Annotated in this window: 23 protein-coding genes; 7 read left to right on the top strand and 16 right to left on the bottom strand. The window is 34.5% G+C overall.

Going from position 1 to position 25,402, the window contains the following annotated elements; translation table 11 throughout:
* Positions 1-204: 204 nt before the first annotated feature.
* The 5 genes from cshA to CRO00_RS14325 all read right to left on the bottom strand — a co-directional run bounded on the left by cshA (position 205) and on the right by CRO00_RS14325 (position 6,256).
* Positions 205-1,725: a degradosome RNA helicase CshA gene (gene cshA / locus CRO00_RS14345; RefSeq protein ID WP_097074353.1), complete on the bottom strand. Its 1,521-nt coding sequence runs from the start codon at positions 1,723-1,725 to the stop codon at positions 205-207.
* A gap of 361 nt (positions 1,726-2,086) precedes the next feature.
* The gene (locus CRO00_RS14340) at positions 2,087-2,803 is read right to left on the bottom strand and encodes an alpha/beta hydrolase (protein ID WP_097074352.1); all 717 of its coding nucleotides are present in this window, start codon (positions 2,801-2,803) and stop codon (positions 2,087-2,089) included.
* A 96-nt stretch (positions 2,804-2,899) separates the two neighbouring features.
* Complete coding sequence (locus CRO00_RS14335) at positions 2,900-4,267, bottom strand: UDP-N-acetylmuramoyl-tripeptide--D-alanyl-D-alanine ligase (protein WP_097074351.1); 1,368 nt, start codon at positions 4,265-4,267, stop codon at positions 2,900-2,902.
* Positions 4,268-4,279: 12 nt separating this feature from the next.
* Positions 4,280-5,353 carry a D-alanine--D-alanine ligase gene (locus CRO00_RS14330; protein WP_097074350.1) on the bottom strand — a complete coding sequence of 358 codons (1,074 nt, stop codon included), beginning with the start codon at positions 5,351-5,353 and terminating at the stop codon, positions 4,280-4,282.
* Positions 5,354-5,506: 153 nt separating this feature from the next.
* Positions 5,507-6,256 carry a hypothetical protein gene (locus CRO00_RS14325; protein WP_097074349.1) on the bottom strand — a complete coding sequence of 250 codons (750 nt, stop codon included), beginning with the start codon at positions 6,254-6,256 and terminating at the stop codon, positions 5,507-5,509.
* A gap of 197 nt (positions 6,257-6,453) precedes the next feature.
* On the opposite strand from CRO00_RS14325, the gene CRO00_RS14320 reads away from it, so the two are divergent.
* Positions 6,454-7,644, top strand: coding sequence for an FtsW/RodA/SpoVE family cell cycle protein (locus tag CRO00_RS14320; RefSeq protein WP_097074348.1), 1,191 nt, complete (start codon positions 6,454-6,456; stop codon positions 7,642-7,644).
* 184 nt (positions 7,645-7,828) lie between these two features.
* Here CRO00_RS14320 and CRO00_RS20565 read toward each other — a convergent pair whose 3' ends face one another.
* On the bottom strand, positions 7,829-7,960 hold the full coding sequence (locus CRO00_RS20565) for an Lmo0850 family protein (RefSeq protein ID WP_253427679.1): 132 nt from the start codon (positions 7,958-7,960) through the stop codon (positions 7,829-7,831).
* A gap of 320 nt (positions 7,961-8,280) precedes the next feature.
* Between CRO00_RS20565 and CRO00_RS14315 the strand changes: the two genes are divergently transcribed.
* The 3 genes from CRO00_RS14315 (at position 8,281) to cls (ending at position 11,956) form a co-directional block, all read left to right on the top strand.
* On the top strand, positions 8,281-9,447 hold the full coding sequence (locus CRO00_RS14315) for an MFS transporter (RefSeq protein ID WP_097074347.1): 1,167 nt from the start codon (positions 8,281-8,283) through the stop codon (positions 9,445-9,447).
* 172 nt (positions 9,448-9,619) lie between these two features.
* A complete protein-coding gene (locus CRO00_RS14310; RefSeq protein ID WP_161946702.1) occupies positions 9,620-10,423 on the top strand; it encodes a YwqG family protein in 804 nt (267 codons plus the stop codon).
* Between the two features lie 75 nt (positions 10,424-10,498).
* Positions 10,499-11,956, top strand: coding sequence for a cardiolipin synthase (gene cls / locus CRO00_RS14305; RefSeq protein WP_097074345.1), 1,458 nt, complete (start codon positions 10,499-10,501; stop codon positions 11,954-11,956).
* Positions 11,957-12,015: 59 nt separating this feature from the next.
* Here the strand turns inward: cls and CRO00_RS14300 are convergent, their stop codons facing one another.
* The 3 genes from CRO00_RS14300 to CRO00_RS14290 form a co-directional block, all read right to left on the bottom strand.
* Positions 12,016-12,849 carry a M15 family metallopeptidase gene (locus CRO00_RS14300; protein WP_097074344.1) on the bottom strand — a complete coding sequence of 278 codons (834 nt, stop codon included), beginning with the start codon at positions 12,847-12,849 and terminating at the stop codon, positions 12,016-12,018.
* A gap of 103 nt (positions 12,850-12,952) precedes the next feature.
* Complete coding sequence (gene yidC / locus CRO00_RS14295; RefSeq protein WP_097074343.1) at positions 12,953-13,720, bottom strand: membrane protein insertase YidC; 768 nt, start codon at positions 13,718-13,720, stop codon at positions 12,953-12,955.
* Positions 13,721-13,869: 149 nt separating this feature from the next.
* Positions 13,870-14,664, bottom strand: coding sequence for a helix-turn-helix transcriptional regulator (locus CRO00_RS14290; protein WP_097074342.1), 795 nt, complete (start codon positions 14,662-14,664; stop codon positions 13,870-13,872).
* 508 nt (positions 14,665-15,172) lie between these two features.
* Between CRO00_RS14290 and CRO00_RS14285 the strand changes: the two genes are divergently transcribed.
* The 3 genes from CRO00_RS14285 (at position 15,173) to CRO00_RS14275 (ending at position 18,965) form a co-directional block, all read left to right on the top strand.
* Positions 15,173-15,823 carry a LytTR family DNA-binding domain-containing protein gene (locus tag CRO00_RS14285; protein ID WP_097074341.1) on the top strand — a complete coding sequence of 217 codons (651 nt, stop codon included), beginning with the start codon at positions 15,173-15,175 and terminating at the stop codon, positions 15,821-15,823.
* A 326-nt stretch (positions 15,824-16,149) separates the two neighbouring features.
* Positions 16,150-17,670, top strand: a complete 1,521-nt coding sequence (locus CRO00_RS14280; protein ID WP_097074340.1) for a succinate CoA transferase — start codon at positions 16,150-16,152, stop codon at positions 17,668-17,670.
* Between the two features lie 140 nt (positions 17,671-17,810).
* A complete protein-coding gene (locus tag CRO00_RS14275) occupies positions 17,811-18,965 on the top strand; it encodes an MFS transporter (protein ID WP_097074339.1) in 1,155 nt (384 codons plus the stop codon).
* Between the two features lie 18 nt (positions 18,966-18,983).
* Here CRO00_RS14275 and CRO00_RS14270 read toward each other — a convergent pair whose 3' ends face one another.
* The 7 genes from CRO00_RS14270 to CRO00_RS14240 form a co-directional block, all read right to left on the bottom strand.
* Complete coding sequence (locus tag CRO00_RS14270) at positions 18,984-19,271, bottom strand: hypothetical protein (RefSeq protein ID WP_097074338.1); 288 nt, start codon at positions 19,269-19,271, stop codon at positions 18,984-18,986.
* 452 nt (positions 19,272-19,723) lie between these two features.
* Positions 19,724-20,005: a GNAT family N-acetyltransferase gene (locus tag CRO00_RS14265; protein WP_097074337.1), complete on the bottom strand. Its 282-nt coding sequence runs from the start codon at positions 20,003-20,005 to the stop codon at positions 19,724-19,726.
* Between the two features lie 72 nt (positions 20,006-20,077).
* Positions 20,078-20,989: a DUF1002 domain-containing protein gene (locus CRO00_RS14260; RefSeq protein WP_097074336.1), complete on the bottom strand. Its 912-nt coding sequence runs from the start codon at positions 20,987-20,989 to the stop codon at positions 20,078-20,080.
* Positions 20,990-21,064: 75 nt separating this feature from the next.
* Entirely contained in the window at positions 21,065-21,919 is an 855-nt protein-coding gene (locus CRO00_RS14255) for a CvfB family protein (protein WP_097074335.1), read from the bottom strand.
* Between the two features lie 32 nt (positions 21,920-21,951).
* Positions 21,952-22,362, bottom strand: coding sequence for a transcriptional regulator MntR (gene mntR / locus CRO00_RS14250; RefSeq protein WP_097074334.1), 411 nt, complete (start codon positions 22,360-22,362; stop codon positions 21,952-21,954).
* Positions 22,363-22,489: 127 nt separating this feature from the next.
* Positions 22,490-22,768, bottom strand: a complete 279-nt coding sequence (locus CRO00_RS14245) for a late competence development ComFB family protein (RefSeq protein ID WP_097074333.1) — start codon at positions 22,766-22,768, stop codon at positions 22,490-22,492.
* 169 nt (positions 22,769-22,937) lie between these two features.
* Positions 22,938-25,361: a penicillin acylase family protein gene (locus CRO00_RS14240; RefSeq protein ID WP_097074332.1), complete on the bottom strand. Its 2,424-nt coding sequence runs from the start codon at positions 25,359-25,361 to the stop codon at positions 22,938-22,940.
* Between the last annotated feature and the right edge of the window lie 41 nt (positions 25,362-25,402).

Raw genomic sequence — 25,402 nt, 5'->3', positions numbered from 1 at the left:
GTGGGATTCACGAAGACTCCTACGGGAACAGCTTGAGCTGAAGACCCCGCAGGAGCTTGCGACGAGGAGGCTGAAGCCAAGCCCGTGGAAAGCGAAGTGAATCCCACCTTCTATTTAGAAGCAAATAATTACTATAAATTTTTATCGGTATTTAGTTTTTCAGTGGCTTCAAGAAATTTTAGGACACTTTTCAACTATATATGATTAATCTTCACGACGGGTACGTGTTGTTGTTCCTCGACGGCGATCTCCTTCACGGCGTCCACCTTCGCGACGAGCACCATCACGACGTCCGCTTTCACGGCGTCCGCCACCACTACTACGTCCACCACGACCGAAATCACGACGTCCACCTTCACGACGTCCACCACCACTACGGCTTGAAGAAGAACGTTCTTTACGCATTGGCAATGGTCGTTCTTCTGAAATTGTTACAGGAGTATCATCCGGTTCTTTTGTCATAAATTTAATTGCTGCAGCAACTAAATCCACAGCATCATAATTTTCTAATAGTTCATTTGCAAAAATACGATAATCCCCTAAATCATTTGCTTGTACAATTTCTACCAAAGTTTCCATTGATGTCTGCTGTTGACCTGCTAAAGCCTCTGATTCTGTAGGTGGGCGAAGTGGTGTCATACGTTTTTTCGTTGTTTCTTCAACGATACGTAAATAACCCATTTCACGTGGTGTTACAAATGTAACTGCAAGCCCTGATTTACCAGCACGACCAGTACGACCAATACGGTGAACATAACTTTCTGGGTCTTGCGGAATATCAAAGTTATATACATGCGTAACGCCTGAAATATCTAAACCACGAGCTGCAACGTCTGTAGCAACTAAAATGTCAATTTTATTTTCTTTAAATTGACGTAATACAGACATACGTTTTGCTTGGCTTAAGTCACCATGAATTCCTTCAGCTAAGTACCCACGAAGACTTAATGCTTGTGATAATTCATCAACACGACGTTTTGTACGACCAAAAATAATCGCAAGTTCAGGTTGATGTACATTTAATAAACGTGATAAAATATCGAATTTTTCTTTTTCTTGTGATTTCACAAAGTATTGATCGATATTTTCAACCGTCATTTCTTTTGATTTAATTTTTACTTCTTCAGGATCATTCATGAAGTTTGTAGCAATTTTTCGGATTGCTGGAGGCATTGTCGCCGAGAATAATAAAGTTTGTCTTTCTTTTGGTACATATTCTAAAATTGCATTGATATCATCAATGAATCCCATGTTTAACATTTCATCAGCTTCATCTAAAATAAGCGTTTGAACATTTTCAAGTTTTAATGTTTTACGGTTAATATGGTCAATGATACGTCCTGGAGTACCTACAATAATTTGTGGTTTGTTCTTTAATGCACGGATTTGGCGCCCAATATCCTGTCCACCATAAACTGATAAGATTTTTACACGTTTGTCATAACCAATTTTATAAAGTTCTTCAGACACTTGGATAGCTAATTCACGAGTAGGAGCAATTATTAATCCTTGAATATTTGGGTTGCTTGGTTCGATTTTTTCGATAAGTGGAATACCAAATGCTGCAGTTTTACCAGTACCTGTTTGTGCTTGCCCAATTATATCGCGGCCTTCTAAAGCAAACTTAACTGTACCTTCTTGGATTGGTGTAGCTTCTTCAAACCCCATTCGTTTCAATGAACGTAATGTCGATTCGGTAATATTTAATTCTGAAAAATTTGTCAAACTCTTCAATCTCCTTTTTTCCATTAAGTTGACAAATGGTTACATTTTCAGATGAAATGCGGCAAACTAAGGGCCTAAGTTTGGATCGTTTCCGTTACTTAATAAAACTCTGTATTTTTCAGAGAGCGATACTATATGAAAAGGAAAGCCCGGTCTTTGCCGAGCGGTTCAATTCTATATCTCCTGTTAACTTCAATAAAATAGAATAAAACCGTTAAATTCAAAAAAAAGCACTCTTCTTCATTAATGAGAAGAGCCTCGCACAAAATGTATCCATTGCTTTACATAGTCTATCATGGCTCATATCCGCATTGCAACGATAATGCTCTAGTTGTCATAAATGTTGATATTTTTTTGATTTTTACTTTAATAAAACCTTTTTACCTTCCATAAAATTCAAAATCTCTGGAAACCATACATCACAATCATCGCTATAACAAATATGGTGTTTCCCTTTTTCTGAGTAAAACAAATACTTCTCCTGCGAAGGCAACTCATCAAATAAATACTGGGCAGTTGCAAAAGGAACAATACCGTCTGCTTGGCCTTGAACGATAAATGTTGGGACATGAATAGTTCGAATATACGGTTCAACTTGCCGTACAATCTTCATGAATTGAACTGTGCTACTTACAGGTACATTTTTTAGTTTGTTCTCGTACCGTTTAAATAATTCATTATCTTTTAATTGCCCTCGTATTGCATCTTCTGCTATTATTCGTAAATCTTTGAGTAATTGTGCAGGTGCAATATACTTTGCTGCCGCACTTAATAAAACTAACTTTTTTACTTTATAACGTTTTGCTAAATAAAGTGCAATGACCCCACCCATTGAAAATCCAATCACGATAACTTCATCCACTTTTTTTGCTAAATTACGATAGCAAATTTCTGCATCCATTAACCAGTGCTCAGCCTTATAACCTTTTAAATCTAACTCTTCTGATTCTCCGTGCCCTGTAAAGGTAGGTGTACCAACTATCCAATTTGTTGTTTTATCTTTTATGTATTTGGCTAATGGCAGAATTTCATAAGGTCCACCAGAAAATCCATGCAGCATTAAAACTCCTATGCTCACATTTAATCCCCCTTAAAATATATACCCGACATAATCATACTAAAAACGAGGTGCCTATAACCAACTCCGGTTTACAGAGACACCTCACTTTTATTATTATTGGAATGATTTTAAGACTGTTTCTAACTTCATCCCTCTAGATCCTTTTAGTAAAATTAACGATTCTTTACTAGCGAAATTTTTTATAGTTTGAACAATTACATCATAATCATTCTCAGAATAGATTAGATTTTCTTTTGTAAACTTATTCAATAATTGTTCATAAAGCCATTTCATACGAGGGCCAAATAAACAAACTTTCGAAATTTCCTCTGAGTCTATTACTTCTGCAATTTGCTCGTGAAATTGTTTTTCGTTTTCTCCTAACTCCAGCATATCCCCGAGAACTAACCATTTCTCATTTTTTAAAGAAGTTGCTTGAACGAATTGAATTGCAGCGGTCATAGAAGTAGGCGCTGCATTATAAGCATCGTTTATAAATAAAATTCCATTCTCAGTAGAAATTAATTGCATACGCATATCGGTAAGTTTAACTTGTGCTAAACCAGTTCGAATTTTTTCCGTTGTAAGTCCAAGAGCATTTCCAACCAGCATTGCATTTAGCGCATTTTTAACTTGGTGTTTTCCTAATACAGGAATGAAAAATTCACCATTTATTTCACCGCTAACAGAAAACTTACTACCTTTTTCAGTTGTTTCAATATTAGTGGCAAATAAATCATTGTCTTGATTAAAGCCAAAAGCTCTACTATTTAGTTGGGACGCATCCTTCACTAGACTTTGTAATAACGGCTCATCACCATCAAAGAATAACGCACCTTCTAATTGAAGACCTTTAATAATTTCAAATTTTGCTTTTGCAATACCTTCTCTTGAACCGAGGTCTTGCATATGTGCTTCACCAATATTCGTAATAATTGCATAGTGTGGTTTTGCCATTTTTGATAAGAATTCAATTTCACCAAAACCACTCATGCCCATTTCCAAAACGGCAACTTCTGTATCTTCATCAAGGGTTAATATTGTAATAGGTAAACCTAACTGATTATTAAAATTACCAATCGTTTTTTGAACTTTATAAAACGGTTCCAGCATACTCGCTAAAATATCTTTAGAAGAAGTTTTCCCATTTGACCCTGTAACACCAATGAATTTCGCATTGTGTTCATTTCGATAAGCACGCGCCATTTGCTGTAATGCGATTTCTGAATCGTCTACAAACAAGATTGGTTTATCTTTAGGAGGATTTGGTTCATCTTTTAACCAAAGAGTTGCAGCAGCACCTTTTTCAAACGCTTGCTCGACAAATTTATGACCATTTACCGCCTCACCACGGAAAGGAATAAATAAATCCCCTTGCTGAATAGTCCTTGTGTCAATGGAAACTCCCGTAACGATAGTGTTACTGTTCTCACTCAATTCAATACTTAGCCAATCTGCAATTTCTTTTAACGTTTTTTTCATCTTTTGCTCACTCTAATCTCGGTTATATTGTAATTGTTGTTTTTCTAAATGACGTTCAATCGCTAATTCAATTAGTGTATCAATTAATTGTGGATAACTAACGCCTGTATGCTGCCAAAGTAACGGATACATACTTACCGGAGTAAATCCAGGCATTGTATTTACTTCGTTAATGTAGATTTCATTTTGAGCGGTTACAAAAAAGTCCGAACGAACAAGTCCCGCGCAATCTAAAATTTTAAACGCACGGATTGCCATATCTTTCATCGTTTCTTCAACATCTGTTGGTATTTCTGCAGGGATAACTAATGCTGTTGAACCGTCTTTATATTTAGAATCGTAATCGTAAAACTCGGTCATTGGTTTAATTTCACCTGCAACAGATACTTTTGGATTGTTATTTCCTAGTACCGCCATTTCGATTTCACGTGCATTAATACCTTGTTCCACAATCACTTTTCGGTCGTATTGGAAAGCTATTACAATTGCTTGTTTTAGCTCCTCAAGGTTTGACGCTTTACTTATACCAACACTTGATCCTAAATTCGCAGGTTTTACAAACATTGGATAGCTTAATTGGGATTGACATTGTTCTAATAAAATTTCTTGATGCTGATCCCATTCATGACGGATAAAATAAACATATGGCACTTGTTTTAATCCAGCTACACCAAATAATTGCTTCATAACGACTTTATCCATACCGGCTGCAGAAGCTAATACACCATTTCCTACATAAGGGAAATTTAAAACTTCTAATAACCCTTGAACTGTCCCGTCTTCACCATTCGTCCCGTGAAGAAGCGGAAAAATAACATCAAACTGCGCCTGCTTTCCTTGATCTAAAACAAACTCAGTAATGTTGTTTTGTTGCACATGTTCTTTCGTAAATTGTAATTGCTCAACCGATTCAGCAGCTTGCATTAATTGAGGTCCTCTAAGCCATTGCCCATCTAACGTAATATAGATTGGATGAACTTCATATTTGTCATAATTAATCGCTTTAGAAACTGCCGTAGCTGTTGAAAGCGATACTTCATGCTCTGCAGATTTCCCACCGTATAATAAACCAATTCGCTTTTTCATTATTTGACCTCCAAAATTGAGTATTTCTAGTTTAACACATGATGATATCAAGTATCATAATACAAGACATTAACCTATATATGACATATATTATAAAAGTTCGTGCAAAAAAGTGAAAAAACTCTCCGCCCGAAAAAAAAGGACAGAAAGTTTTTAAGAAATTTTTATCAATTCATCATAATCTTGTTTTAAAATAACATCTAAGTCATCCCATACTTCGTCAGGATAATCGTAATCAGATAGTGTTCGTATTTCTATACCATAACAATTATTCGGTTTATCCATCTTATAAAGGGATAACAATGCGCCTTCTTTTACAAAAGGACGATATGCTTTTAAAATAATCGGATCTATTTTAGGAATTGCTTCTTTTGACTTTCTTCGCCAAAAACTACCGTTTCCTTCTTTTTCTTTTATTAATAGGTTATATACGTTAGAAACAAGAACTTCGTAGTCATTTAGAAAACGGAAGTAAATTTTCGTCATTTTGTCATTCAAGGAGCAATAGTACGCGTACCGATTTGACAGTTTCGTAAAAAATGGAGAATGAATGGGTTCTTTTTTATGGCTAAGATAAAGTAATTCCGCTTGCTCAAATGGAGTTAAATTGTTTAGCTCTTTTTCCTTTAAAAAATCAACAAAACATAAATCACCTTTTGTATCTGCCATTTCCTTTACAAACTTTTTCAAATCTTCACCCGGGATAAAATCAAATTGGGTATGCATATTAAATGAGCCGTCTTCGTAGTCATGTTTTAATAACAATAAGTTCTGTATTGGTTCGACCGCATTAACAAACTGCTTTAATGATAAACCGCTAAAAATGACGAAATGGTCGACATCATTCATATGTATATATAGATGGTGTATAAAATCTTCAGCAGTTTTTTGTTTCTTCGCCATACGATCACTCTCCAATATTTTGGTCCAAATATTATTATATGATGTTATCTACTTTTTTGAAACATTTTCGTTACGCTTTTCGTCTCAACATAAAACTAATCGAAAGTACCCTTTTTCTGCATTTCTATGTTAAAGTAAAATGTGCAATCGTGAAAGAGGAAGATTACGATTTATTATAATTTAATAAGGTGAACAATATGGAAAATCATCGAAATTTTGCAGGTCGTTTTGATTGGAAGCTTGCTTTTATACTAGTTATCTTTTTAATTATTAGTTTGCTGGCAATTTCGTCTGCCCAAACATCAGGTCAATATGGTGCTACAAACTTCGTAATAAAACAACTTCAATGGTATGTAATTGGTGCATTCATTGTAGCTTTCGTTATGTATTTTGAGCCGGATCAATATAAAAAAATGTCTTGGTACTTATACGGATTTGGTGTGTTACTCTTACTTCTCCTAATCTTCATGCCTGAAGGTCGAGGCCAAATTGGGGAGCCAATTAACGGGGCAAAGAGTTGGTACCACTTACCAATCGGGAATATTCAGCCCTCAGAATTTATGAAGACATTTTATATATTAGCCGTTGCTAGGTTAATCAGTAAGCATCACGAACAATACGGAATAAGGACTATTAAAACAGACTTTCTGCTTTTAGGGAAAATAGGTCTGGCATTATTTGTTCCTTTAGCATTTATTATGACACAACCGGACTTAGGGTCATCCCTAGTGTTCTTAGCAATTACGGCAGCAATCATCATTGTAGCAGGTATTTCATGGAAAATTATTCTCCCTGTATTTATTAGTGGAGTTGCTGTAGGTGGGACCTTGCTATGGATGGCAGTTTATATGCAACAATTTCTTGAAGAGAAGTTTGGCTTTAGCCATTACCAATTTGCACGTATTTACTCTTGGATAGATCCTTATGCTTATTCTTCAGATTGGGGTTATCATTTAATCACTTCCTTAAACGCAATTGGGTCCGGGGAAATATTTGGTAAAGGCTATTTAGATCGAGAAGTTTACGTCGCAGAAAACCATACCGATTTTATTTTTACTGTTATTGGTGAAGAGTGGGGATTTATTGGATCTAGTTTTGTAATTTGTTTATATTTCTTACTCATTTATCACTTAACAAAAACTACATTAACATTAAAAGACCCGTTTTGTACTTATGTGTGCGCAGGAATTATTGCTATGATTACCTTCCACGTTTTCGAAAACATCGGGATGACAATTCAACTGTTGCCAATTACCGGTATCCCACTCCCATTCCTAAGTTACGGTGGTAGTTCGTTAATGGGAAATGCCCTTGCAATTGGTCTTGTATTTAGTATGAAATTTCATTACAGAACATATATGTTCTCAGCTAACGACGAAGAAGATTAATAAAATAGCTAAAAAAAATAATGTTCAAACACCCTTGGATGAAAATTCTCATTCAAGGGTTTTTTTACACAAAAAAAGAGTAAATGAACAATTGCTCATCTACTCGATATATAATCCCTACATAAATTATCGTCCCTTAGTGCAATAGTCGGGATTAATCATTTTCAAATCTTTTTGGGAATTATTATACTTGTGGAGTTTGTGTTGGTGGTGTTAATACTTTTAATAATTCTAATCGAGACTTTGTAACTGTTGCAGTAACACCTAACTTTGATAAGTTCGAAACTATTTTCTTTATGTCAACTTCTTTCGGCATGCTTTCCACCTAACCTTCCGAATATATATAATTTCTAACGTTTTTGATATTAAAAAAGTTTCATCTTACTAGAGGTCTGACAAGTTCATTTACCATATCATAACATGTTTCTTCGTAAATGTGTTTACATTTATGTTACAAGTTTATAAATGTCAATCAAAAAGCACTAAATGAATACCTCATGTCCATAATTTCTAAAAACTATTCGTTTTATTCATCTTTTATATTCGCACATCAAATTTCACCTGTTGCAACTTGTTTTCTTTTCTTTCCTCAATGTACAATAGTTACAATGTATACAGATAGAAAGCAGGGTTTTCATGAAAAAACCAATCATTTTGTTAATGTCAGTTCAATTTCTAGTGTATTTAGGATTTGGCATTATCATACCTGTATTACCAGAAGTGATTGTTCAACAAGGTTGGGATGAGGTACATGTTGGGGGATTACTAACAATTTATGCACTTGCTAGCTTCTTTACAGCACCGTTTTGGGGGCAACTTTCCGATCGTATAGGGAGAAAACAATTAATTTTAACCGGACTTGTTGGATTTTGTTTAAGCTTTGTCGTCTTTAGCGCTTTTATTAATAACTTGTTCATGCTCTACATTTCCCGTTTAATTGGAGGACTATTCTCCGGTGCTTTATATACTTCTGTAACTGGCTTTATTGCGGATATGTCCACGAACGAAACTCGCAATAAATACATGGGCTTTATGGGTATGTCTATCGGTTTAGGATTTATATTCGGACCAGCAATTGGGGGTGTTTTAGGTCATATTAACTTGCAATTACCCTTTATTGCATCAGCTTCACTAATAGGAGCACTATTTGTTTACGCTATAGTCGTGTTAAAGGAACCCGAGCGTATTGGTGAGGCAAACAAAAGGCTCATCATTCCTAAAGGTGCGTCACATCTATTCCGATATCGCATTCGTTATTTACTCATTTTCTCCTTTTTTGTGACATTTACATTAGCAGGTGTAGAAGCGACTTTTCAGTTATTCCAAATACAGAAAATCAACATTACCCCACTTCAACTAGGTTTGCTATTTATGTTTAGCGGTTTTGTTGATGCTGGAATACAGGGTGGAATTATTCGTCGTATTAAAGATGGAGCAGAAACGAAATGGTTAATAGGTGCCCAAATTGTTACCGCAATCGGCCTTTTTCTTATTACCTTAACTTCAAATTTAGTAATTGCTGGTCTAGCGCTATGTGTATTTACAGCAGGAAATGCTCTAGCCAGAACGTGTGTCGTATCACTAAGCTCTAAAGAGTCAGGTGGTAAGTATGGAACAGCTGCAGGTTTAACTTATTCAATGGACAATTTAGGGCGAATTATTGGTCCTTTATTCTTCACTACACTATTTAAAGTAGATATGTCTCTTACATACTACATCTCGATTTTATTAGCTTTATTGGCCATTTCCTTAATTATTATTTTTAACAAGTCAAAAAATTCTTTACGAATTGAACATGAATGATGATTTCACTGCGTATATTTACTTTGCGCAGTGTTTTCTTTTTTAGAAAAATTTTTCAAAAAATATGATTAGTTTTTTGCGTTATTGTGGAAAATAAAGTAAATTAGTTCATAAATTAGACAAAGGTCATTTTCTATGTGGAATTTGAGCAAACTTTGTTGGAGGAATTATGTTGGAGACAAAAGAAAACTTTGATTTACCTCAACAATTGGAAGGCTTTCGTGACAAGTTAATACCCTCCCTACAAACATCTTCAATAATTGTCCCATACCGCTCGATCATTTCCCTTACCCAGAGCAAATTTGCCGGATATCCCTATTTACCTAAAATACAATCGCATCCTAAAGATTCTGAAGGAAATTATATGTACTTGTTAGCTCAAATAAATTTTTCTGAAGCAACATTTCCTGAACCATTTCCTACTCAAGGCCTGTTGCAAATTTTTATTTCTAAAAGTTTATGTAATCCCAAACAACAGGTGCTTGAACTTTTATGGCAGCACAATTATAAAGTCCGTTACTATCCAACATTGTTACCTGAGAATGAAATTACACAGGACTTTTCATATCTAAATCCTTTTAATAACTTCCCTATTGAAAATGAAATGGGACTAAAGTTTACTACTCATGTCGAACCAGTTTCAGCTACAGATTATCGTCTAGAAAAATACTTTAAAAAGCCCCTATCGCATTACGGTGTTATTAGTGATGATGAACTTACTCTTGAGGAAATATATTTTAAATCATATTTAGGAGCAGAACATAAAATAGGCGGTTATCCATACTTTATTGAATCGGATACGAGGAAAAATTCGAAGTTCCTCGAATCCTTCGACACTCTTCTGTTACAAATTGTTTCAAATGATGATCATAATATAAACTACGGAGATACAGGCGTTCTAAAATTCTTTATTAATAGTAATGAATTAATGAATCTTGATTTTTCAAAAGTATATTTGCACGCAGAACAATACTAAGTCAAGTTAAAAATTTCTTTCGCACATTTAAATCAGTTATAATGGATTTATTAAAATCGAAGTAGGTGCATTTTCATGAGCCTCTTGTTTGGTACCATTACTAATATTCCTTTCATTCTTCTTATACTAAATTTCATTCTAGCGATAACTGTCATCTTTTTAGAACGTAAGGACCCGTCATCAACTTGGGCTTGGATTCTCGTTCTTTTCTTCATCCCGCTATTTGGTTTCGTTCTTTATTTATTACTCGGGAGACAAATGAGGAAAAAGCATTTGTTTAGATGGGAAGGCCAAAAAGATATCGGAATTGATAAGCTTATTAATTATCAAATTGAAGCGTTAGAAGAGAACTCCCTGGATTTCAATACTGACACTGTAGAAAAATATAAAAGTCTTATCCACATGAATTTGAAAACAAGCGATTCCGTTCTTACACAAGATAACCATATACAAATATTTGACGATGGCACCAAAAAATTTGAATCCTTAATTAAAGATATATTAAGTGCAAAAGATCATATTCATATTCAGTACTATATTTTCAAGCTGGATAACCTTGGAAATCGGATATTCTCTGCACTAAAAAAGAAAGCAAAACAAGGCGTGAAAGTTCGAGTTCTTTATGATGAGATGGGCTCTCGTGGTTTACGAAAAAGTCATTTCAAAGAACTATTAGATTTAGGGGGAGAGGTAGAGGTATTCTTCCCCTCTATCCTACCGTTATTAAATCCCCGTTTAAATTTTAGAAACCATCGAAAAATCGTTGTAATCGATGGGCGAGTTGGTTATATCGGTGGATTTAATGTTGGAGATGAGTATCTAGGGTTAAACAAGAGATTTGGTTATTGGCGAGATACTCACATAAGAATTGAAGGTAGTTCTGTACACCCTTTGCAAACTCGCTTTTTGCTCGATTGGAATCAAGCAAGTGAGAACAATATCGATTATTCTGAAAGCTATTTCCCTGCCATCCCTAAAAAAGGTAACGTAGCGATGCAAGTTGTATCAAGCGGACCTGATAATGAATGGCCGACGATTAAGAATGGCTATTTGAAATTGTTAATGGATGCAAAACGTTATATTTATATTCAAACACCATATTTTATACCTGATAGTAGCTTCTTAACAGCTATTGAAATTGCTGCACTATCTGGTATTGATGTTCGAATTATGGTACCGAATAAGCCGGACCATATGTTTGTATACTGGGCAACATATTCTTATGTTGGTCAGCTGTTAAAAGCTGGCGCAAAAATATATATATACGAGAAAGGTTTTATTCATGCAAAGACCATTGTCGTTGATGATGAAGCTTCAACAGTCGGTACTGCAAACATTGATGTACGTAGCTTTAGTTTAAATTTCGAAGTAAATGCATTTATTTATGATCATTTAATTTCCCATGAGCTAGCAGAAATATTTGAAAAGGATATACAAGATTGCACCGAATTAACCCTTGAAAAATATGAAAGTCGCCCGTTATTTATCAAGTTTAAAGAATCTATATCTAGATTACTTACACCGATATTGTAGCATTTAAAAAAGGGTTCTCAAAATCAGCACGATTTTTGAGAACCCTTTTAAATTTGATTTTATTGGATATTAAGATATTCTTCTAAAGTTAAATTTGAAGCCTTCACTTTTGCCGCCAAATCTACACCTAAATATCTAAAATGCCAAGATTCATACATATACCCTGTAATAGCCTCTTTGCCTTTTGGATATCGTAGAATAAACCCGTATTTGTGTGCATTTTCAACTAACCATTTTCCTGCTGGCGTTTCACCAAATTCTTCTGTTAGCCATAAATCCTCTTTACCCTTTTCCCCAATATCAAAGGCAAACCCAGTTTGATGTTCGGAGTATCCAGGTCTTGCACTATAACGATCCGCATTTTCTTTCCCATCACGTTCTACGTATTTGTTATACAACGTTTCCTGATATTCGTAAGATCGATATGTACTAAAAGCAACCAACACAAACCCAAGTTCTTTTGCATCTACTGCCATTTTTTCAAATGCTTCACGGGCATCTTTATTTTCACCTGGAGCAAAATTACTCGGTAACGGATATTTTTTATTCGCAATAAGTATCCCATCTACATAAGTTGGTTCGGTCGGTTCCGGTTGGCCTTCAATATAGCCTCCGTTTGTTATATCTACATTATTTTCTTCTACTGGTTCTGTAGTTGACTCTCCATTTTGGCTTTCCTCAGGCTGATCCTCAGTAATTTGGTTATTTGCTGAATCGGCTGTATTCTCCTCTGTTTGTTGTTGCTCCTTGTTGTCATCATTTAAACTAGATTTATTTTGATTTGTACCCCAGAAGTAAATACTTATGATAATAGCTAAAAGAATTAGAATACCACTAATTAAGTATTTACCTTTATTTGACTTTTTATTGTTGACATATCGATACTCTTTCATGCCACATTGCCTCTTTCCTTTACAATGGTTCTATTTTAGCACTAATTGTTTCAATTTTCTTCATATAACTTTTGTAGTTTTAAAAACAAGAAAAACCGAGGTTTTATTTAACCTCGGCTTGTTTTGCAGGGTGCTCAGAATAATATTTACGTCCAATATATGTTTGAGCTATTAGTAATAATCCGCTGATTGACCAATAAAGTGGAAGAGCTGCCATAGATGTGAATGAAATAAATACAATCATAATTGGCGAAATATAAATCATTAATTTCATTTGAGCTTTTTGAGCTTCAGGCACAGTCCATAATGAAACTTTCGCTTGAACAAAATAAACTATACCAGCAATTGCGGTCATTAAAATATCTGGGCTACCTAAGTTAAACCATAAAAATTCATGAGTTTTAACATCCCCAGAGTATAAAATTGCAAAATAAAGACCCATAATTATTGGCATTTGAATAACAATTGGCAAACATCCCATATTTAATGGATTAATACCATTCTCGCGGTATAATGTTAGCATTTCTTGTTGAATTGCCATTTGTTCTTCTTTTGTTTTTGCTTCTTTTAATCTTGCTTGGATCTCGTCCATTTTCGGTTTAACAACATCCATTTTCGATTTCATTAATGATTGTTGACGGTAATTTTTCAACATAAACGGCATTAATATTAATCGAATCGCTACCGTAATCGCAATAATAGCTAAGCCATAACTGCCATTAAATAAGTCATTACCTAAAAAATCTAATAACCAATTCATCGGTTTTACAAAAGTACCATAAAAGAACCCTTCTTGATTTTCAACTGCTTGACATCCTGTGAGTACAAGTAATAATAAAGCAAGCATTGAAAATAGTTTCAGCTTTTTCATTTTTCCACCTACTAAATATTTTCGCTAAAATGAAGTATACAGTAAAAGAAATGTGAATATCAATTAGCAGGTACAATATATTCACTTTAAAAATTAGAATAGAAGAGAAATACAGTCGGCAATATCTGCCAACTGCATCAAATTAAAGTTTATACTCTTTCTAAATCCACTTCAGGAATTTCAAATCTGTAAAATTCATGATGTAATTCGTCTCTAAAATGTTTCGGTGTAACCCCAGTATACTTCTTAAAAATTCTAGTAAAATAACTTTGATTACAAAAATGGAACTGTTCAGATATTGATGTTATACTTTTATTTGTATGCCTCAGATAGTATTGAGATTCTTCTACTCTACGAACATTTAGGTATTCAACTAATGTAATACCGACATGTTCTCTAAATATACGTGATAAATGGCTAGTACTTATATGAAACTTTTGTGCTATACTTTCTACTGTTAGGTCATTTTCTAGTTCATCATTTATGTACATTATTACTTTATTTACTGTTTGATGTCGGAATGTAGGCTGTTTTCGGTCTGCGATGAAGTAAACATAGAAATCGATTAAATCATCAGCGAACTGTAAAAATTCAGCATCCTTCATTTTATTCTCAATCATGTCGACACAAGCTAGATTAAAGGCAAACGCTTTCTTTGAAGGCACTTGGTTATCTAGCAATTTTCTAGCGACAATAGACGATAAAATGGCAAAGTAATTTCTCACTACTTTAATTACTTGTTTACCGAAACGAATAGAAAGAATATCAATGATTTCGTGTAAAGATTTTTTCGCTTTTGTTCCCTCTAAGTGAAAGATTTCAAATAACAGCTTTGATTCAATATTAAAAAATTCCTCAATTCCGTTATATTGATTTATACTATCAATTTCCTGAAAATACCTTTTTGAAATTGTTTCCGATATTGAATGTTGGTGTAGCTGCATAGATTATCCCATCTTTCTTCAGAATGCAATTTGCATAATTGTTTTTCAAAAGCAATAATGAACTTCTAGTATTCTAATATACCTATATGAATTATGTATATTGATTCTTTAATAAATTTCTGCAATAAAAAAAATGACCTATTGAGTATATTATGCTAAATATTTCAATTTTAGTAGTAGATAAATGAGAATAAAGAATTATCCAGTAGTAACTAACCTGAATATTACCATAATTTCATTTTTTTTCAACTTAATTTTCCAAATGTGTGGATAATAGGTTATTATTATCTTTTACACTATGAATAGGTTATTTACCTTATAATTGTATAATTTCCTTTTAATAAGTTACACTATTTCGAGAATGAAAACTGAAAAAGTGACAAAAATAAGAAGAAAATTTTTTTACTAGCGAAAAATTCCTAAATTATTCCGCAATCTTCTCTATTTCATTTATATAATTATGTAGTAGAATATATGATATATGTATACAAAAAAGAGGTGTAATAAAGTGGATCCAAAACAAATTGAAGAAATTATGGATGTCATTAAAGATTTCTTCCCTGAAAATACGTCTATAGCCATTTCAGATACGAATGAATATCTGTATTATCAACCAAGTAAAAAGGTTGATTTAAAAATAAAACCTGGCGATCCAATTAAAGAAGGGTCTGCAGCACATCAAGCTCTTACATATGGACAAAAAATCAATACTTATATTGAGTCTGATGTATTCGGAGTTCCATATTACGGCATGAGTATTCCATTAATTGAAGAAGGTGAAACAAAGGGATCTGTTACAGCAATATTCCCACAAAAGCCATCTCCATTTTTAACAAACTATATTACAATTAAAATAGATGATTGCTGGTATCCGATTAAACATAATCAAGTTATTTACCTTGAAACTCAATTACGAAAAACTTTTGTAAAAACAATGAGTAGAGAAGGATATCACCGTCTAAATTTAAGTGATTTAGAATTATTCTTGGCACCAGATTCTTTTATCCGATGCCACCGTTCATATATTGTCAATATCGACTATATTGAGGAAATCCAACCAGATTCACATTCAACATTCTTATTAATTATGAAAGACGGTACGAGAATTCCGGTAAGTCAAAGATATGCAAGTTATTTCCGTCGTTCTTTAGGTTTTTAATATTAAGGCGTTGTAGAAGGTTAACCTCTACAGCGCCTTTTTTGATTGTTTAACTAGTTTCTATACTCCCTTAATCAATTCACCATTTTTCGCTATAATTTTACACTTATTAAAAGTCACACCTTCTTTAATTTTACAAAAAATCTATCGTTTAGTTGCGAATATTCTCGAAAATACAAGATTTAAGCACTTTCATGTTAATCATGAAGAATTTGTGACAATATGGTGGTATTATCATTATACAAGTTGAAACATTATTCGACTAAAAGTACAGAAAATTCTACATAATTTTTAGTTTTATATCTATTTTGGGGGAGGATTTTATAATGGATCCAAGAGTTGAGAAACGCCTAGGTTTAAAACAATTAGCAGAGAAAGTAGTATCTGCACAAGAAGCAGCTGCTTTAATTGAAGACGGTACTGTAGTTGCTATGTCAGGGTTCACTCGTGCAGGGGATGCAAAAGTTGTACCAATGGCATTAGTTGAAAGAGCAAAAAACGAAAAATTTAAAATCGATGTATATACAGGGGCTTCTTTAGGGCCAGAAGTGGACAACTACTTAGCTGATGCTGGTGTAATTAACAAACGTGGACCTTTCCAAGGGGACGCTGTAATGCGTGGTTTAATTAACAAAGGTGAAATTTCTTATGTTGATGCTCACCTTTCACATAATGCTGAGTTAGTACGCCAAGGTATTATTGGACCAATTAAACATTTAATCTTAGAAGCAGTTGCAATTACTGAAGATGGTTTGATTATCCCAACAAACTCTGTTGGTAACTCACCAATCTTTGCTCAATATGCTGAAAACATTATTATCGAATTAAACATCTCACATCCTGAAAGCTTAATCGGTATTCACGATATTTATGTTCCAGCAGAACAAGGTCAACGAGAACCAATTCCAATGACAAACGCTGAACAACGTATTGGTGAAATCGGTATTCGTGTTGATTTAGATAAAATTCAAGCAATCGTAGTTTCTGAAGAGCCAGATGCGCCTTCATTAATCGTTCCTCCAGATGAGGAAACACAAACAATGGCAAACCTTTTATTAGACTTCTTCCGCGCTGAAATTAAAGCTGGACGCCTAACAAATGAGTTAATGCCTTTACAATCTGGTGTAGGTTCTGTAGCAAACGCTGTACTTGACGGTTTTGCTGATTCAGAATTCGAAAACTTAGTTGTAGCTTCAGAAGTTTTACAAGATGCTGTATTCAACTTAATCGATGCTGGTAAAGTTCGTTTTGCAGCTGCAACTTCTATTACTCTTACTGAAGAATTACAACAACGTGTATATGGCAACTTAGAAAAATATGCTGACAAAATCGTTTTACGTCCACAAGAAATCTCTAACCACCCAGAGCTTATCCGTCGTTTGGGATTAATCTCAATCAACACTGCTCTTGAGTTAGATATTTACGGTAACGTTAACTCTACACACGTTTCAGGAACAAAAATGATGAACGGTATCGGCGGTTCTGGTGACTTCGCTCGTAATGCTCGTCTAGGTATTTTCGTAACGAAATCATACGCTAAAGGTGGCGCTATTTCGTCAATCGTTCCAATGGTATCTCACGTAGACCATACAGAACACGATGTAGATGTAATAGTAACTGAACAAGGTATTGCGGACTTACGTGGTCTAGCTCCAAAAGAACGTGTGTCTTTAATTATTGAAAACTGTGCTCACCCTGATTTCAAAGAGCAATTATGGGATTACTACAACCGTGCTGTAGAAGCAACAGGTAATGCACAAACTCCTCATATCTTAGAGGAAGCTCTTTCTTGGCATGTAAACCTTGCTAAAAACAAAACAATGAAAAAAGAAACTACAAACGCTTAATATAGGAATTGCCCCGAAAGCATCAAAATGTTTTCGGGGCAATTTTTTTGAATCTACTTTTAAATAAAAAGATATAATTTAAATACTTCTTTTAATGATATAATTGAAACAAGATTGTGTATCATTAGGGGCGATTTTATATGAAATACTTTATATATACGGTTATTTTCTTTTCCTTTTTTGACTTATTTACGCAGTTACCAGTAATGAGTACCTTTGCAAAATCTGTTGGAGCTTCTTCATTTATTACTGGACTCGCAGTCGGAATGTATTCTTTTTCAAATACCTTTGGAAATGTCATTTCTGGATTTTGGACGGATCGTAAAGGCCCGTCTATTCTCTTACCATTAGGCCTTGTTTCAACAGGTCTTTCACTATTGTCATATGGAGTGGTTAACGATGCACTTTCCCTACTTATCATAAGATTTGTACACGGACTTGTTGCAGGTTTGATTGTTCCTGCTGCATTTACTTACCATTCAACTATAATGGTTAAAGAAGAAAGGGGTAAAAGCAGTGCGCTTTCAGGAGCTTTTGTCGGTATCGCAGCAATTACTGGTCCTGCATTTAGCGGTATATTAGCAAGCAGAACATCTGTCCCATTTGTTTTTAGTATTTCCGGTATTTGTATGCTACTAATCGGAGTTATTGCGATTTTTGTTTTAAGAAGAATCAGTATTAAACGAAAAATAACAAATTCTTATAAAGAAAAGGATTCAATAAAAGTGCGCTATTTATTCCGCAATCCTGGGGTAATTAAAGCATTTTGGGGTGCATTTTTCCTTATGTTTGCCCAAGGTGTAATTGCTTATCTATTGCCCCTACAAACCGTTGTACTTGGTTATGATTCAAAAGTTAGTGGTACTTTATTAAGTACATTTGGAGTCGTTGCTGTGTTAGTGTTCATATTACCAACAAATCGAATATTTGATAAAGTAGCTCCTATTTATACACTTTCTTTAGGTATAGCTTTAATGGGGTCCTCCCTGCTTTTATTAAGCGTTTCGACAGTAATTGTCGTTCTTTATCTCGCTATGGCTAGCTATGGTATAGGATTTGGTTTATTATTCCCCTCTATTAATGCACTTCTAATAGATTCTACCGACGAAAAAGTGAGAGGAAAAGCATATGGATACTTTTATGCATTTTTCTCATTAGGGGTTGTTGTTGGCTCTTCTGTATTGGGTTTGCTACAGTTAAGTATTTCACAAGGATTCCTATTTACAGGTGTGATTTTACTTTTATTTTCCCTAGTCGTTTTGATAAATAAAAGAAGTCAACAATTCTCCACTTAGGGAATTGTTGACTTCTTTTTAATGTAAATACGGCTGTTGATTACTTTCATTATAGTAAGCGAGGGCTGTTTGTGCTCCACCTTCCCCTACAAAGTTGTTTTCACGAATTCTCTGGTTTGTCGTGCTTGCAGGCGTTTCTGCTATTTCCTTTAATGAATTATTATCGTAGTTAGGGTCGGTTTTTGATCCAAAGATATTACTAATCATTTGTATTGCTTTTTCCCTATTATTTTTTTTGCTCAAATAAGACGCTGCACCAGCCACTAATGCTGATATTACAATTCCTTTTCCTTTCAACCTCGCCATTTTTCATCCCTCCAAATCATCTTCTAACAATTACTTTTCCCTATTTTCAACTGTTTATCTAAGGATAAATATTGAAATGTAGTCTTAACGGAGGATATTACACTTTTTTAGTAATACTTTCTAGTTCAGTTGAATATTCTTATATATCTGTTCTATTTTTAATTGCAAACATTCTATATTAACATATATCACAACTAAAAAGATACCATATTTCTAATAAATTCCCCAAAATTCTACAGTAAAAATAGACAAAGGACTAAAGCATTCAAAAAGGAGGCACTAAACAATGAATGAAAATGATTTCACTTATGATTGGAAAGAAATTACTTCGATTATCGTTGCATCATCTGTTTTAACTTCTCTTATTTTTGCTTTTACACATCTCTTTTATTAGCATAAAGAACAAATGAAAAGGCAATCAAATTGTTATATCAACTTGATTGCCTTAATTTTTATGCTTTTATATCGTCGTATGCGTTACTCTTTTCGAAGGATGCGACAACGTAAGAACAAAGCGGATTCATTTTATAATGATTTTCTCTTGCATAATCTGCCGCTTGATCTAATAGCTTCTTTGCTACTCCTTGGCCGCGCAGTGTATCTGATACATAAGTATGCGTCATATCCATGATTCCATTGCGTAGATTCCATTCAATGATAGCTAACTTTTCTCCATCTTGTTCATATTCATATGCAAAATGATTTGGACTTTTTTCTGCAAATTTAAAATCCATTTTCATCCCTCCCATTTGCATCAATATAACATAGTTATGCTCAATTTGTAATTTAATTGCTCGTTTATTACATTATTTAAACCAAGATGAGATTGTATCAATTAAGTTATTAAAGAAGTTTTTTACACCAGTCCAGAAACCTTCATCTTGAAGAACATCTCCAAACTTTTCTTCAAATGCCGTTGTTAAGTCTGTTAGTTGCTCAGAAAGTTTTGTAAAATCAATATCAAGTTTACTAATACGATCCATTAAGTCCACTAATAGTTGACGATCTTGTTCGCTTAGCTGAATATTTAATGCTGCAAGTTGATCTTCAACGATTTTTGCAACTTCTTCTTTCGTTGCAGGATCTAGTTCTGCAATTTGTTGTTTAATCCCTGTTAATAATTCAGCAATTTTCTCATCGCTAATATTAGCATTCTGTGCAATTTGAGTCGCTACAGATAATTCATCATTTGCAACATCTGTTCGCTCAATGTCTAAAGTTTCCCCTGTTTTCACTTCATATGCTTTGTAAATTCCTACTAAAGCAGAGTGTCCAGTTACTGGTTTTGGAGCAGCGATTTCTACTACTGCATCTTCAATTCCAGCTGTGAGCATTGCGTTTGCGTATACTTCAGAAGTAACTTCCGTAATGTTATCAGGTGTAACGATGCTAATAATTAGGCCTTTTCCGGTTTCTTGACGTGTAATTTTGGCTGATGAGTACATTCTTGAACTTGCATTACTATCTTTTATATATTTAACTAAATCTTCACCTGATACGGTGATTTCATCTACTTCTGGTTCTTCATTTACTTGTAATGCATCTTTTACTGTTGATTTTTCTTGCTCTGATAAATTCGCTCCATAAACTACAATCGGTACGCCTAACTTTTCATTGATTGCTTTTACGTCATTTGTAGCAGCAAATGAGCTTGTAGGGACAATTACTGTGAACAGCAAAGCAAATACAGCGACTATAGATAGCCATCTTTGTTTCATTTTCTTAACCCCTTTCGTAAATTAGTACGATAAAAAAAGTAAAAGGTTCCACATACCCCTTTTACTTTGCTTACTCTAAATAATTTCGGTCCATCCGTCTTGTTGCTTGATTTTTCCTGCTTTCATTAAGGTGCCAAGTGCTCGCTTAAAAGCCCCTTTACTCATCTTGAACATCTCAGAAATTTCTTCTGGTGAGGACTTGTCTCCAAATGGCATTTTTCCACCTACACTTTGTAAATAGTGTAAAATTTGTTCAGCATCTTTTCCAAGTCGTTCATGTTTCCGCGGCAACATAGATCCATTTAACGACCCATCTTCTTTTACATCAATTACACGGATAGAAACTTCTTGACCAAGTCTAGGTTCTGCTTCCATTTCAGAATTATGAACAAAGATTCGGTACGGTTCATCTACTCCAAGTAGGAACGCGCCAACAGGTAATAGTCGGTAAGGTCGTGCTGCAATATTTTTATTATGCATTTCTTCAAATGCACCTTCGTATAGTTCATTTACTTTTTCTTCTGTAATTAATCGTCCAAATAAGTCACCATTACGATCTGTTCGAAGTGTAATATATAGGTGATCGCCTACTTGTGGCCAAAGTTCCGTTAGCTGAGGTAAATCTTCTCCTTTTACAAGGACCTCTCGAGTTGAGCCAATATCAACTGTTGCTCCTTCTTTAGATACTTTAATCACCCGCGCCCAACCATAATCGCCTTGTAGTATTTGTGGAATCACAGTTGTTGCTTGTAGATTACCTCGGCGATCTGCAAATAAGAATACTTTTAATTTTGCACCTATTTCTAAAGGTTGTTGTAATTCTGAACTATTTAAAGGGATTTCTAAATCTCCATTTGTTAAGAGCCACTTTGAACCTTGCTCTTCAAGTACAGTTAATTCCACAACGTCACCTGATTTTAGTTCGCTCAATTTAGTCTTTCCTTTCCAATCCATTGCAAATTTTATTGTTCTTTCATTTCTTCAAGTTTTTTTAAAAATGGCTGATTTTCTTCTAGTAATTGTACTAAATCAGCAATACGGTCAATGGCATTCCAGCTTAAATGATGTTCAATACCTTCTACATCTTCATATATTCGTTCTTCGTCTACACCAATAAGACGTAAAAATTGCTCCAGTAACTCATGCCTTTTTACAAGACGTTTACCTAGTTTTTCACCTTTTGATGTTAGTGTTAGCCCACGATATTTTTCGTATACTAAATATCCGTCTTTATCTAATTTTTGAACCATTTTAGTTACAGAGGAAGGAAGAACCGATAATGCTTCAGCTATGTCAGACACCCTCGCATATCCCTTATTTTCAATTAATAAATAAATTTGTTCGATATGGTCCTCCATACTAGGTGTTGGCATAACAAGTCTCCTCACTTTTCTAAATGTCATTCTAATTTTACTACAACAACCTAAAAAAGGTAACTTAAAACAATGAATGCTTTTATAGGTATCGTAAAAATATGTCACATTTCGACAATTTAAAAAATTAACTATTATGATTACATTCTTTACCAACTGCATAAATGGATAAAATTATTTGTCTGTTTATTTGTTGTATATTTTCAGGAGTTTTTAAGCGTTTGAAAGCTTCATCACGGGCAGTATTCGTAGTTACATAATAAGAGGGCATTTTATTTAATGCATGTGCAGTTATCTCTAATTCACAGGACTCACAATGACAAAAGGTTTGATACTCTGGACCATGTAGTAAAAATCGAACTAAACCATATACAATTTCTTCGGTAACGTTTACCAAATTTGGCATTAAAATCGATCACCCCTCCTTCAATATTTTTTCCTATAATTTGTTTCATCATAACAACAAGCATAAAGTCCGCTTTTTCTACTGTCAATAATTAATAGAGTCTTTGGAGCAAAATATTAATAAAGGCAGAATTCATTTCAATTTAACGAATTCTGCCTCTTTTCACCTTTTATTCACCATGCAAATTTAATATATATGCTTTGTTAATATCACCATTAATAACTGTTTTGTGGTAACGTCCGAAAATCCAATCAGTGAGTTGGTTATCATACCATTTCGATTTTACATGACCACTCTGGCCTGGTGCAACGAGGTGGTATGCAACTGATGTGTCATTTAAATCGATAACAAATCTCCATGATGCGCCGTGATCTACATTGCCCTCTCCATCTTCTGAAGCAGCTTGTACGGATACACGAGAGCCCCCAACAGAATGTTTATCAGGATTTAAATAAGTAGCAAGAAACTCTGATGCATTTGCTAATGGATGATCGAATGTTAACTTATTATAACTTCCCCATGTCCACTTAGAAACATTTTCACCATATTTTGCAGAAATTTCGTTAACCGTTTTCTCAAATGAAGTGAAAACTACCTGATCTACCCCACCAGCTCCACTCAACCAAACACCTTCATTTCCTGCGTAAGCGTCTCGTAAAAGTTGATCAGTGATTTGAAATTTTCCAGGCATCATTTCATAAACATCTTCAGGCATGTTTCCTTCAAACAACGTGTTTTGAATTTCCGTCATTAATAAATTAAATACTAATGGTGCACCTTCATCTTTACCGTCATACAGTTCCCATTCTTCAAGTAAAGTAATGATGTCTGCATATTTTCCATCTGAATCCATTTTTTTAATCGTTGAAAGTATATGTGGTAAGAATTCTTCAGCATATAAATTTTTCTTATCTGATTGCATTGCTTGCATGTCTGCTACAGTTAGTCCTTTAATCTCTTTACCGGTCTTTTCATCAATACTTCCGATTTCAATCGATTCAATCATCTCTACAATACGTTCATAACGATATGGAGGTGCCCAATAGTTGGTAATATGATATGGATATTCATCACCAATAATTTTATTGTTAGCTGTCGCGATATAGCCTTCTTCAGGATTTATTACAGTTGGCAACTCATCAAAAGGAATATAACCTTCCCAACCGTATTCAGAAGAATCCCCTGGTACAGGGAATTGGCCATCTCCTGCTTTACGGATTGGAATGTTTCCGTTTGCTTTATAAGCAATCGTTCCATCTGTAGAAGCAAATACAAAGTTTTGAGCTGGTGCTTTAAAATCTTCTAAAGCATCTTCAAACTCTTCCCAATTACTAGACTTATTAAAACCAATTACAGCTTCTAGTTCTTGAGTTGGTTCTAGTGCTGTCCATTGCATAGAAAACATAGCTGTAGGTTCTTCTTCTTCAAATATAAAATCTGAAATAATTGGCCCATGACGAGTCACGACCACTTCATAATCAATTGTTTTTCCGTCTTTAACCTTGATTGGCTCCTGACGTACTTCAGCTTGTTCCCATTTACCATTATATTTAAATTGTGTTGGATTTTCTGAATTTGGAGTCTCAATGTAAAGATCTTGTACATCCGGGTTCACATTTGTAACACCCCAAGCGATTGTTTCATTGTGACCCAAAATGATTCCAGGAACCCCTGGGAAAATAACACCACTCACATTTTGCTCAGGAGATTGCAAGTGCATCTGATACCAAATTGATGGAGTACCTAAGCCTAAATGAGGGTCGTTTGCAAGTAAAGGTTTTCCATTTTCCGTCAATACACCTGATACAACCCAGTTATTGCTACCATTAAACTCATGTGGTAGAAGGTCTGGATTAAATTTCCCTGCTATTTTTACAGGGTTTTCTAAGTTTGCTTGAATTATAGTTGCAGCATCTTCTGGGTAATCGATAACTAGTTCTTGCACTTGTTCTTCAGTAAAGTTTTGAAGTGCCCAATGGTTAAATGCTTGAACAGCCCAATTTCCACCTAAGTCATAAGCCATATATTTGCCGATTGTTAATGAATCAATTGGTGTCCACTCTTTTGGTTCATAGCCAAGAAGCTTGAATTCATAAGAAAGCTTGCTCGTTCCATTGACTTCATTGATAAATGCATTTACCCCTTCAGCATACCAATTCAGAATTTGTTTCATCTCTTCACTATACCCATCATAGGACTTCTCAGCAGCATTTCGTAGACTAAACGTACGGAAAAATTTATCCGACTCTACAGCGGATTGCCCAACAACTTCAGCTAAAGTTCCACTTGCTTGTCGGCGCGCCAAATCCATTTGGAAGAGGCGGTCTTGCGCTTGTACATAACCTTGTGCGCGGTATAAATCTGCTTCCGATTTTGCTTCGATATGAGGTACCCCCGCTCCATCTCGGGTTACTACAACATCATCTTCTAAAATTGAAACAGTTAAATCCCCTTCAATAGTTGGTAAAGAATTTTTAACGTAGAGATGAATACCTATTACGCCTACTCCACCTGCTACAATGACTATTCCTATTATCCAAATAATCCAATCGATAATCTTTTTCTGTTTTTTCTGTACTACTTGTGCAGACATTTTTCCTTTCCACCTCTCATTTCAAAAACCCCTGTTACTTC

Origin of the sequence: Ureibacillus xyleni (assembly GCF_900217795.1) — a bacterium.
Lineage (GTDB): Bacteria > Bacillota > Bacilli > Bacillales_A > Planococcaceae > Ureibacillus > Ureibacillus xyleni.
This window is presented reverse-complemented; position numbering and strand designations above follow the sequence as displayed.